Below are 12063 nucleotides of genomic sequence, written 5' to 3'. Positions count from 1 at the left end.
TGGCTGGGTGCGGGGCGTGGGGTGGTCCCGGTACGGCCGGTGGGGGCCGGGCCGCACCGGGGTGAGGGTGCGGGCCAGGGGGTCTTCGGTCTTCGGGGAAGGACGGTCTTGGGGGCCGGGGTCGAGGAGACTGTCGGCTACCCAGGGCGGGCGCAAGGGCAGGCCCTAGAGGTGGCGGCGCAGCACGGCGAGCAGATCGCCGAAGGCGGCCTCGGCGTCGGCGGCCGGGAAGCGCTCGCTGTCCCAGGCGAGGCGCACCGTCAGGTCGTCGCCGTGCGAGGCGGAGACGGCCAGCGGCGCGGCGAGCGGGCGTCCGGCGACGTGGACCTCCCGGCCGGGCACGCCGCCGAGCACCAGGGGCGGGCGGCGTCGGAGGTCCTCGAAGGTGAGCATCGCGTCCAGCCCGCCCGACCAGGGGGACCCGGCGGCCCGGGCGGCCCGGACCACCTCGTCGAAGGGGGTGCCGGCGTGGTCGAGGTCGTCCCACCAGTCGTCGCAGAGCGCCTCCAGGTCGGTGGCGGGTTGCGGAGGGACGGCGTGCACCAGGGTGTTGAGGAAGCAGCCGAGCACGGCGGGCGCGCCGGGCGGGCGGCCGCCCCACGGGTAGCCGAGGGCGAGCGGGCCGTCCGCGCGGTGCAGTCGCCGGGCGGCGGCGCCGACGGCGTCCAGCAGGGCGGGGAAGAGGGCGCTGCGGGCGCCGCCCTCGACGGCGGGCAGCCGCTCGGTGAGCACGCCGGCAGCCTTCGCGGCGCCGCCGCCCGCCCCGGTCAGCGCGCCGAGCCGGCGCCCCCAGTGAGCGCGCGCGGCGGGCCCGGCGGCGGCTTCCTCGGCGGCCAGCTGGAGTTCGACGGCCTCCCGGAAGGTGGCGACGGCCCGCTGGTCGGGGCAGGCCCCAAGGGCGGACGCGGGCGGCTCGTCCTGCCGGTACGCCTCGGTGAGCTCGCCGACCAGCGCCCCGATCGACTGCTCGTCGCAGGCGGCGTGGTCCAGCGCGAGGGCGAGCAACTCCTCGCCGTCGTCGGGTTCTCGGGCCACCAGGAGGCGCAGCGCGGGCCCGTCCAGCGGCCAGTCCAGCAGCGCCTCGCGCAGCGCGCCCTCGGCGCTGCCGCCGGGGGTGACGGCGATCGGGGCGACCTCGACCGAGGGGCCGCCGGTGCGCAGCACGGGTGTGCCGCGGACGGTCACGAAGGCGCCGCACAGCGCCGGGTGGCCGGCCGCCACGGCGGCGGCGGCGCGGCCCAGCCGGTCGAGGTCGAGGGTGCCGCCCGGGTAGGCGAAGAACAGCGGGGCGAGGTCGGAGCGGGACCGCGGCGCGAGCCGGCGGGTGATCAGGAACCGCCGCTGGGCGCCGGTCAGCGGGAGCAGCTCCACCGGGGATTCGGCGGCGGCGGAGCGGTACCGGGCGAGGTAGGCGGCGGTGATGCTGGCGTGCACGGAACGGTCTCCGATTTCCGGTGTCGGCTCGGGTCAGGGGATCAGGGGGCGGTGGGACTCGCGGCGGAGTGCTCGGCGTCCGGAGTGTCCGGGGTGGGCCGGATGTCCGCAGCGGGCCCGCCGTTCGTGGTGTCCGTGGCGTCCACGGCCCCGGGTTCCGCCGGCGCCGCGGGCAGCTCGCGCATCCCCCGGAGCGGCGACAGCAGCAGCGGAACCGGCACCACCAGGAAGCCCGCCGCGCACACCCACAGCGCGGCGCGCGGGCCGGCCCAGTCGGCGACCGCCCCGCCGCCGAGCGCGCCGATCGGCATGGTGCCCCACACCAGGAAGCGCATGGTGGCGTTCATCCGCCCGAGAAGCTCGGGCGGGCAGACGCTCTGCCGGAAGCTCACCTGCGCGACGTTGTAGGCCACCGCGCCGAACAGCACCACGCCCGAGGCGAGGCCGAACGGCAGGACGCCCGCAGCGCCGCTGGACAGCGGCCACAGCACCGCGAAGGGCGCGGTCACCACGGTGGCCAGCCAGATCAGCCGGGCCTGCCCGACCCAGCGGGACAGCCGCCCCGCGCAGAGCGCGCCCGCCAGCCCGCCGACGGCGGAGGCCGACAGCAGGGCGCCGATGGCGCCGGGCGACAGGTCGAGCACCCGGACCCAGAACACCGTCTGGACGGCCGCCAGGACGGCGCCGAACAGGTTGGCCATGGCGGTCGCGGTGGCGATGGCCCGCAGCAGCGGGTGGCCGAGCACGAAGCGCACGCCCTCGGTCACCTCGGCGCGCAGCGACCGTCCGGGCTCCGGCTCCGGCCGCGCCTCCTCGACCCGGATCCGGGTGAGCAGCAGGGCCGAGGCGAGGTAGCCGCAGGCGTCGGCCACGATGGCGACCGGCGCGCCGAGCAGCTGGACCAGCCCGCCGCCCAGGCCCGGCCCGGCGATCTGCGCCGAGGACCGGACGGTCTCCAACGCGCCGTTGCCACCGACCAGTTGCTCACGCGGCAGGACGGCGGGCAGGAAGGACTGGTGGGCCACGTCGAAGAAGACCGTGGCCACCCCGGTGACCAGCGCGACCAGGTAGAGCTGGGGCATGGTCAGCACCCCGAGCGCCGCCGCCGGCGGGATCGAGCCCACCGCGACGCAGCGCACCACGTCGGCGCGGATCAGCACCGGGAGCTTGCGCATCCGGTCCAGCCAGGCACCGGCCGGCAGGCCGACCAGCAGGAACGCGGCGGTCTCGGCGGCCGTGAGCAGACCGACCTCGAACGGGGTGGCGTCGAGCACCACCACCGCCACCAGCGGCAGGGCGACCAGGGTGACCTGACTGCCCGTCTGGGCCGCCGCGGCTCCGGTCAGCAGGAGCCGGAAGTCGCGGTGGCCGAACAGACGGGCCTGGCGGGGGCGAGGCTTCTCGTTCATCGATGCGACTCTCGGTCACCCATTCGACACGAGGCAACCACCTGGTCCGTTTCCGGACGAAGCACGGGTCGGCCGGATCCCGCCACTGCCGTGACCGGCCCTTGTGCCTCCCTTACGAGCCCTTATGTTCCGGCGGCGATCCGGCACGCGGCCGCCGCCGCCCGTCGGCCAAGGCATCACAGTCCATCCGGGCATCCGGGCCACTTCGCGACCAGGAAGTCCATTGCGCCGTCCGGTATCCGGACACCCGCTTTCCGGCCACCGGAGGGCACCGCTCAACTTGGCCGGATCCCGTGGAGCAGGCACCTTCGGTAACCTCATCGTGATATCGGCGTCACCGTCCGGAGCCGTGGCCAACCTCCCGGGGGCGCCTGTCCAGCGCATATCCGGCGCCCATCGCGCCCCCTACCCCGGCTCCGCCCCTACCCGAGCTCCACGCCTACCCCGGCCATGCTCCCGGCCCGTCGCCGATCCCGCGCCGGGTCACCGCGAGCACCGCCATGTCGTCGTCGCGCGGCCCGCCCGTCCACCGGGCCACATCCGCCACCAGCGCGTCCACCGCCTCCCGCGCCCCGGCGAAGGGCCCGAGCGGGGCCAGCCCGCGCACCGGGTCGTAGAACTCCCCAGCCGCGTCCCGCGCCTCGGTCACGCCGTCCGTCACCAGCAGCAGCGTGCACCCCGTCGGGAAGGGCCTGGTCTCCACCGGCGGGCGCGCCACCCCCAGCGCGCCCATCCCGAGCGGCAGCCCCGGATCGGCCGCGTCCCACCGGCTCACCCCCGGTTCGCCGTCGCCCAGCAGGTACGGCCCGGGGTGACCGCAGTCCAGGGTGCGCGCGACGGCCTCCCCCGGCGGGAACTCCACCAGCAGCGCGGTGACGAACCCCTCCACCCGCAGCTCCTCCCCCAGCGCGGCGCTCTCCCGGGCCAGCGTGCGCTCCAACGCGTCCGCGAGCGCGGCGAGGTCCGGCTCCCGGTGCGCGTCCTCCCGGAACGCCCCGAGCAGCACCGACACCGCCCCCACCGCGTGCAGCCCCTTGCCCCGCACGTCCGCGATCAGCACCCGCACACCGTACGGAGTGGCCTGCAGCGCGTACGCGTCCCCGCCGATCAGCGCCTCGTCCTGGGCCGCCCGGTAGCAGGCCGCGACCTCCAGCCCCGCCACCCGCCCCGGCGGCTCCGGCAACACCGCCCGCTGCGCCGCCTCCGCCACCGACCGCACCCGCGCCAGCCTGCGCCCGTGCCGGGCCACCACCCGGTTCACCCCGACCCCGAGCAGGGCGGTGAAGGCGGTGTTCACCAGCTCCAGGTAGCCGTCCTGGGTCCCGAACGACCCGTCCCGCAGGGAGAGCACCAGGATCCCGGTCACGTTCGCCACCCCGACGGCAACGGTGTCGCGCAGCGTCAGCAGCGCCCCGGACAGTACGGCGGCGGCCGCCAGCAACGGATCGCCCCAGTAATCGGCCGGATCCAGCGAGTTCCACACCAGCCCGCCGACGATCAGCAACCACGGCGCGACCCGCACGTACGGCGGCCACTGCACGGACCTCGGGGCCATCGGCGACCTGGCTTCCCTCTCGCCCTCCTGCGATGACCCGATCGTAGGCACGGGCGACGGCGAGGCGCAGGGCGGTGCGGTCAGGGGACCGCCCACACCCCGCCACGACGAACCCCAGACCCCGCCGCAACGAGCACGGAGGGCCCCGGCCGCGCCCGCCTCAACGCGTGAACCGCTCCGCCCCCGCCCCGGACAGCAGCCCCGTCGGCAGCCGCCGCCCGTACGCCACCAGCAGCAGGTGTTCCGCCCGCCCCTCCACCGGCAGCGGCCCCTGCCCGTACGACCAGTCCGCGTCCGTCGCCCGCAGCCGTACGCCCTCCAACCGGGCTCCGAAGAAGCGCAGGCTGCGGCCCGAGGCGGTGCGGGCACGGTGCGGCTGACCAGGGTCGGCGAGGCGGTGCTGCCGCACGCACGGGCCGCGCTCGCCGCGCACGGGCTGGGCGTGGCGGTGCTGCCGGCCCCGGGGCCGGCCGCCGGCCTGCCGGTCCGGCGGCTGACCGACCCCGTGCCCCGGGTACGGATCGCGCTGGCGCGGCCGACCGGGCGGCCGCCGGCACCGCCGACCGCCGCCCTGCTGGCCCACCTGCGCAACGCCTACCCGGGCCCGCGACGGGGTGGCTACCCGGCCGTCGCCGCGCCGTCGGCGAGGTGCAGCAGCGCGGCTGCCCCGTCGAGGGTCTCCAGGTCCAGCGGGAAGTAGCCCTGCCGCGGGGTGGTGTCGGTACGGGTGCGGGCCACACCCGGCTCCAGCGGGGCCACCAACCGCCAGGCCTCGATGCCGGGTTGCAGCAGCGCCTCGTACGTCCCCGGCGCCGGCGCGCCCAGCCCCATCGCCTCGCTGCACCCGAGGCTCCCGGCGACGAAGACGTAGCGCTCGCCCAGCAGCGAGCCGGCGATGTGGCCGGCCCCGTTCCAGCCGCAGTCCAGTTCGTCCTGTGACCAGGCGCTCGGGTTCCGCTGGAGGTGGCGGTTGTGGGCGAACACCAGGGTCGGCCCGCGCCGGGCCTCGACGGCGCGGATGTCGAGCAGGTTCTGCGCCATCAGGGCGTCCCGCATCCTGATCAGGCCGGAGATCCGGGCGCTCATCCCGAGGCCCTGGACCGCCGACTGCGCGTGGTAGCGCAGCAGTCCGATCCCGGCCTGCAGGTGCGTCCCGGCCCGGAGCCACTCGGCGTGCGAGCTGGCGTCGATCAAGTCCGGTGCCCGTACGTAGAGTTGGTTGACCAGGTCGTCGGCGATGCGGCGCAGCCGCTCGGCCTCGGGGGTGGCCCCGGGCGACATCGCGGCGTCCAGGATCGCCTCCTCGCGCTCCCAGCGCTCGTCCTCGCCCGTCAACCCGGCGATGTCGAGGTCGAGTTGGAGGAAGTCGCGGGCGTGTTCGAGGTAGCGGCGCGGGCTGGGCGCGGTGGTGTTCTCGGTCTGGATGTCGAAGCCGTGGAAGGCCAGTCGCTCGGCGGGTTCCCGGTCGCGGTTGAACTCGCGCATCCAGGCGACGAGTTCGCGGTTGCCCGGCTGGGCGCCGAAGCCGTGCGAGAAGCCTTCGTCCAGTACCGCGTCGAGGGTGCCCACGCCGTGCCGGACGTAGTCGTCCACGGCGAGCGCGGCCACCCGGTCGGTCTCCAGGGCGATCGAGCGGAAGCCCCGCTCGACCAGTTGGACGAACAGCCGGTTGCGGACCCGCCCGAAGGCCGGTTCCTGGTGCGTCGGTTCGCCGAGCGCCAGCAGTTCGCAGGAGGGGGTGAGGAAGTCTCCAATGTCCTGACTCATGGACCTCAAGCGTATCCTTGAAGGATCGGTTGAGACTTTCACCGATGCCAGCCCGTGACTGCCGCCAAGAAGTCTCAAACCGGAGGAACTCGCCGTGCGCCCCGCCGACCTCGCCCGCGAGCACGGCATCTCCACCCAGGCCGTACGCAACTACGAGCACGATGGCTTCCTCCCGCCCGCCGAGCGCACCCCCAGCGGCTACCGGATCTACACCGAACTGCACGCCGCCGCCCTGCGGGCCTTCCTCGCCCTGGTCCGTGCCCACGGGCACGCGATCGCCGGCCAGGTCATGACCGCCCTGCACGCCGACCGCCCGGACGAGGCGCTGACCGCCGTCGACCGGGGCCACGCCCAGCTGCTGCGCGACCGGGAGACGCTCAGCGCCGTCCGCCGGGCCGTCGACCACCTGTCCGCCGAACAGGACCCCGGTGAAATCCGTGGTGCGCTCCCCGGCCCGCTCAGCATCGGCGAACTTTCCCACCGCCTCGGCGTCACCCCCGCCACCCTGCGCACCTGGGAGGCGGCCGGCATCCTCACCCCGCCCCGCGACCGCGCCACCGGCCACCGCCTCTTCCGCCCCGAGGACATCCGCGACGCCGACCTCGCCCACCTGCTCCGGCGCGGCGGCTACCCGCTGGCCCACATCGCCACCGTGGTCCGGGAGATCCGCACGGCGGGCGGGACGGGCGGTCTCGCCGCCGCCCTCGACGGCTGGCAGCAGCGCCTCACCGACCGTGGCCGGGCGATGCTCACCGCCGCCGCCCGGCTGGACGCCTACCTGGCGCTGTCCACCGGCCCCTCGGGCCGTTCCGGGCTCGGGCCCCCGCGCCAGTCCCACTCGGGGTGACGGGCGAGGATGCCGAGGAACTCGTCGGGCGCACTGGGTGTTTTCCAACCTGAAGTCGCAGGTCACGGGGCTGGCCTGAGGCGGGAGTGGGGTGCTCGTGCGGGTGCGCCGGTTGGATGAGACGCCTCGAAACCGCCGTCAGGCGGTCCACCCGCGGCCACCGACGGGCCTTTCATTCACACGGCCCACTCCAAGTGCGGCAGGTACTGGCGCTGATGACGATGACACTGGGTGGCGGCGTGCGATGCCCCCTCAGGGCGGGTGAACGGTTCACGTGCTGTGGGCGGCCCGACGTACCCCGTACCGCCCGCCGTCGTCTGAGAGGCACCAAAGCCCACGTGTCGACGAGTGCGACGGGGTGAAGGAGGAGATCGTGGCAGCTCTGGCTCGGATGCCGTTGGAGGGCGGGGGCTGCGTCCTGATCGAGACCCCGGCAAGGCCGGAGGGGCCGGTGAAGGCCGGTCGTGTCGGCGATGCCATCCAAGAGCTGCCGGAGAGTCTGCAGGGGGCTCTGCAGCCGGTCACCGAGGCGGCGCGGGCCACCCTCGACGAGCTCCGCAAGGCCTGCCCCGACGGGATCACCGTCGCGTTCGGCGTCGACCTCGCGGTCGAGGCCGGGGCCGTGATCACCAAGGCCGCTGCCACCGGTCATCTGATGGTGACCATGACGTGGAACAGGAATGCGGCCGACCACCCGGGCGCGGGCGAGAGTCCGGGGTGACCGGTGGACATCGACGGCAAGGGGCCGGACGGCGACCGTACGCCGGCACTGCTGTCCGCCGTGGCCCAGGTCCTCGGAGTGGGCGGTGAGGTGGTCGGGGCGGGCTTCCTGGTGGCCGAGGGCCTCCTGGTCACCTGCGCGCACGTGGTGGCTGCCGCCGGAAGCGGGCCCGGTGGGCGGGTGCGGCTGGTCTTCCCGCACACGGACGCCGCGCCGCGGGTGGAGGGCCGGGTCCTGGACGAGGCCTGGCGGCCCCCGGAAGGCGACGACGTCGCCGTCGTGCGCCTGAACGGGACCGCTACGGGTACGGAGCCGTTGCCGTTGGGCGCTGCAGCGGGCTGCCGGGGCCACCGGGTGCGGTCGTTCGGGTTCCCCGCGCAGGCCCCGCCGGGCGGGCACTTCGGCTTCGGGGTGGCCGGTGATCTGCTGCCGCCCGCCGCGGGCCGGGGCGCGCTGCTGCAGTTGACCGATGCCAACGACCTGACCACCGGATTCAGTGGCGGCCCGGTCCTGGACGAGGTGACAGGCCTGGTCGTCGGCATGGTCACCGAGATCACCGCCCCCGACGCCTTTTCGCGGGGGCAGGGCATCGCCTATGCCACACCGACACGGACACTGCGGGAGATCCGGCCCGACCTGGCCGAGCGGGACGTGTGCCCCTACCGGGGGCTGGAGCCGTTCACCGCGGAGCAGGCCAGGTGGTTCGAGGGCCGCAGGGACGCGGTGCGGCAGGTGCTGGCGAACCTGGCCCGGCACAGGCGGTTGACGCTGCTGCTCGGACCCTCCGGATCGGGCAAGTCGTCCCTGATCCAGGCCGGCGTCCTACCCGCCCTCGCCGCAGGTGAACTTCCTGGCAGCGAACGGTGGTTACCCGTGCTCGCCAGACCGAGGCAGGATCTGACGGCCGAACTCGAACACGCCGGGCTCCCCGGGGCTGCCACCGACGGGATCGCCACCGCCGTCACCCGCAGACTCGCGGCCGACCCCGACTGTCAGCGCATCATCCTGATCATCGACCAGTTCGAGGAGTTCCTCGCCCAGCCCGCCGACGGCCGACGGCCGGACCGCTGCCCGGCCATCGCGGACCAGCTCACCGCGGCGGTCGACTCGATCGCCCGGCTCCAGGTGATCCTGATCATGCGCGATGACTTCTACCATCAACTCGCTGCCCTTGCACCAAGGTTGCTGCACGCCGCGATGCCTGGGCTCCTCAACGTGCCGGGCAGCCTGAGCGAGGACGACCTGCGCGACATCATCACCCTGCCCGCCCAGGACGTGGGCGCCCGCTTCCAGCCCGGACTGCCTGAGCAGATCGTCACCGACGTCCTGGCCACCACCCCCGAGGGATCCGCCACCCGCCAGGCGCCCGTCACCGTCCTGCCCCTGCTGGAGCTGACTCTCAGCCGGCTCTGGCAAGGCCGCCAGGACGGCTACCTCACCCACGACGCCTACCGGCGCATCGGCGCGGTCACCGGAAGCCTGACCACCTGGTGCGACACCGCCCTCGACCAGCTGGCCCCCGGCCACCGGCCCATCGCACGGCGGATCCTGACCTCCCTGGTTCGCCCGGCCGACCCGAGCCACCAGATTCCGGCCATCCGGGCACAGGTCCCCCTGCGGGAGCTGCGCGACCTGGCAGCCGACCCCGACGCCGTTCCCGGCAGCGAGCGGGCCATCGACGCCGTCCTCGCCGCCCTCACCGGCCATCGGATCATCACCACCTACACGCCCCGCGCACCCGAAGGACCCGACGCCCCGGCCGGACAGCCGGTGGCCGAGCTCATCCATGACGCGCTCATCCGCGACTGGGGCACACTACGCGAGTGGGTCAACCAGGACCATCGCTTCCAGGAGTGGCTCGGACACACCCGGGAACGGCGAGCCCGCTGGGCCGAGCGGAAGGACCCCGGTGACCTGCTCGCCGGGACGGCGCTCGCGGAAGGCCTTGAATGGTCCCGGCACCGCCGCCTACCGAGCGGGATCGCCGCCTTCCTCACCGCCAGCAGGCAGCGCCAGCAGGCCGTCATCCGGCGCAGCAGACGCCTCAACGCGATCCTGGCCGGGGTCCTCGTCCTCGCACTCGCCGCTGCGGGATACGCCGTCTGGCAGCAGCGGACGGCCGTCGCCGAACGGCAGACGGCCCTCTCCCGGCAGCTCGCCCTCCAGTCCGGCACCCTCATCAGCACCAACCCCGACCTCGCCTCGCTGCTGGCCGTCCAGGCGTACCGCACCGGCCACACTCCCGAATCCGTCGAGAGCCTGGACGACGCCGCGGCCCTCCCACTGCGGCGACGCCTGTCCGGCCACACCGACTCGGTCTACTCGGTGGCGTTCAGCCCCGACGGCCACACCCTCGCAACCGCCAGCGCCGACCGGACCGTTCGCCTGTGGGACGCGGCCACCGGCACCGTCCGGGCCACCCTCACCGGCCACACCGGAGAGGTGCGCTCGGTGGCGTTCAGCCCCGACGGCCACACCCTCGCAACCGCCAGCGCCGACCGGACCGTTCGCCTGTGGGACGCGGCCACCGGCACTGTCCGGGCCACCCTCACCGGCCACACCGGAGAGGTGCGCTCAGTGGCGTTCAGCCCCGACGGCCACACCCTCGCAACCGCCAGCGCCGACAACACCGCACGGCTGTGGGACGCGGCCACCGGCACCGTCCGAGCCACCCTCACCGGCCACACCAACGAGGTCTACGCGGTGGCGTTCAGCCCCGACGGCCACACCCTCGCAACCGCCAGCGCCGACAACACCGCACGGCTGTGGGACGCGGCCACCGGCACCGTCCGAGCCACCCTCACCGGCCACACCAACGAGGTCTACGCGGTGGCGTTCAGCCCCGACGGCCACACCCTCGCAACCGCCAGCCGCGACTACACGGCACGGTTGTGGGACGTGGCCACCGGCACAACCCGCTTGACCCTGACCGGCCACAGCGACGCGGTGGTCTCGGCGGCGTTCAGTCCTGACGGCCGCACCCTGGCAACCGGCAGTGCCGACAACACCGTACTGCTGTGGGACGTGGCCACCGGCGCCACCCGCACGCCTCTGACCGGCCACACCGGCGAGGTGTACTCGGTGGCGTTCAGCCCCGACGGCCGCACCTTCGCGACCGGCAGCGGCGACAAGACCGCGCGGCTGTGGGATGAGGGCACCCGCTCGATGCTGACGGGCCACACCGGACCGGTCTGGTCGGTGGCGTTCAGCCCGGACGGGAACACCCTCGCCACCGGCAGTACCGACCGGACCGTGAAACTGTGGGATCCGGCCTCCGGCGCAGCCCGCTCAACCCTGACCGGCCACACCGGAGAGGTGTGGTCGGTGGCGTTCAGCCCCGACGGCCGCACCTTCGCGACCGGCAGCGGCGACCGGACCGCGAAACTGTGGGATCCGGCCACCGGCGCGGCCCGTGCCACCCTGACCGGCCACACCGACATGGTGATGTCGGTGGCATTCAGCCCGGACGGGAAAACCCTCGCCACCGCCAGCCGCGACCACACCGTGAAGCTGTGGGACGTGGCCACCGGCACCGCCCGCTCAACCCTGACCGGCCACACCAACACGGTGTTCTCGGTGGCGTTCGGCCCTGACGGTCACACCCTGGCAACCGGCAGCGCGGACAGGACGGTTCGGCTGTGGGACGTGGCCACCGGCAGGAGCCTCAGGACGCTGACCGGCCACACCAGTGCGGTCTGGTCGGTGGCGTTCAGCCCGGACGGGAGGACCCTCGCCACCGCCGGCGGCGACAACACCGCACGGCTGTGGGACGTGGCCACCGGCACCGCCCGCTCAACCCTGACCGGCCACACCAACACGGTGTTCTCGGCGGCGTTCAGCCCCGACGGGAAAACCCTCGCCACCGCCAGCCGCGACCACACCGTGAGACTGTGGGACGTGGCCACCGGCGCAGCCCGTGCCACCCTGACCGGCCACACCGACATGGTGTTGTCGGTGGCGTTCAGCCCCGATGGAAGAACCGTCGCCACCGGTGGTTACGACGACACCGCACGGCTGCGGACCATCGTCCTCCCCCGACCCGCCGCAGCGGTCGAGCGGATCTGCCAGGCCGTCAGCCGAGGTCTGACCCAGGAGGAGCGGGCGGCGTACCTGCCGGGCCAGTCAGCCGGTCCGGGATGTCCGCCCGGCTGAACCCGAGGGTTCGGAGAGCGCGACCGCCGGTGGCCCCGGGGCATGGACGCGTGGACGCCCCGGGGCCACCGGGTCACTCCCGTACCGTGTGTTCAAGATTCAAGAGGTGTACGCGGACCGGCGCACCCGTCCGGCCGCACCTTCTTGGTGCGCCGCCCAGGGGAGACATGCACAAGCT

Annotated in this window: 8 protein-coding genes; 3 read left to right on the top strand and 5 right to left on the bottom strand. The window is 74.4% G+C overall.

The genetic code is table 11. The features are described 5' to 3' along the window. Window positions 1-165: 165 nt before the first annotated feature. The 5 genes from O1G21_RS37155 to O1G21_RS37135 all read right to left on the bottom strand — a co-directional run bounded on the left by O1G21_RS37155 (window position 166) and on the right by O1G21_RS37135 (window position 6165). Window positions 166-1434 (bottom strand): non-ribosomal peptide synthetase, encoded by a 1269-nt coding sequence (locus O1G21_RS37155; RefSeq protein WP_270150034.1) that lies wholly within the window; start codon window positions 1432-1434, stop codon window positions 166-168. A 41-nt stretch (window positions 1435-1475) separates the two neighbouring features. Further along, window positions 1476-2843 (bottom strand): MFS transporter, encoded by a 1368-nt coding sequence (locus O1G21_RS37150; RefSeq protein WP_270150032.1) that lies wholly within the window; start codon window positions 2841-2843, stop codon window positions 1476-1478. A 439-nt stretch (window positions 2844-3282) separates the two neighbouring features. Further along, entirely contained in the window at window positions 3283-4398 is a 1116-nt protein-coding gene (locus O1G21_RS37145; RefSeq protein ID WP_270150030.1) for a PP2C family protein-serine/threonine phosphatase, read from the bottom strand. A gap of 160 nt (window positions 4399-4558) precedes the next feature. Further along, on the bottom strand, window positions 4559-4831 hold the full coding sequence (locus tag O1G21_RS37140) for a hypothetical protein (RefSeq protein ID WP_333493536.1): 273 nt from the start codon (window positions 4829-4831) through the stop codon (window positions 4559-4561). A 185-nt stretch (window positions 4832-5016) separates the two neighbouring features. Further along, entirely contained in the window at window positions 5017-6165 is a 1149-nt protein-coding gene (locus tag O1G21_RS37135) for an erythromycin esterase family protein (RefSeq protein ID WP_270150028.1), read from the bottom strand. Window positions 6166-6259: 94 nt separating this feature from the next. Here O1G21_RS37135 and O1G21_RS37130 point away from each other — a divergent pair, with 94 nt between their 5' ends. The 3 genes from O1G21_RS37130 (at window position 6260) to O1G21_RS37120 (ending at window position 11885) form a co-directional block, all read left to right on the top strand. Beyond that, the gene (locus O1G21_RS37130) at window positions 6260-7012 is read left to right on the top strand and encodes a MerR family transcriptional regulator (RefSeq protein ID WP_270150026.1); all 753 of its coding nucleotides are present in this window, start codon (window positions 6260-6262) and stop codon (window positions 7010-7012) included. A gap of 358 nt (window positions 7013-7370) precedes the next feature. Beyond that, window positions 7371-7733 carry a CU044_2847 family protein gene (locus tag O1G21_RS37125; RefSeq protein WP_270150025.1) on the top strand — a complete coding sequence of 121 codons (363 nt, stop codon included), beginning with the start codon at window positions 7371-7373 and terminating at the stop codon, window positions 7731-7733. Window positions 7734-7736: 3 nt separating this feature from the next. Further along, complete coding sequence (locus tag O1G21_RS37120) at window positions 7737-11885, top strand: nSTAND1 domain-containing NTPase (protein ID WP_270150023.1); 4149 nt, start codon at window positions 7737-7739, stop codon at window positions 11883-11885. Window positions 11886-12063: the final 178 nt, after the last annotated feature.

Origin of the sequence: Kitasatospora cathayae (genome assembly GCF_027627435.1) — a bacterium.
Lineage (GTDB): Bacteria > Actinomycetota > Actinomycetes > Streptomycetales > Streptomycetaceae > Kitasatospora > Kitasatospora cathayae.
Note: the sequence above shows the minus strand (reverse complement) of the source record. Positions and strands in the feature narration are given on the sequence as shown.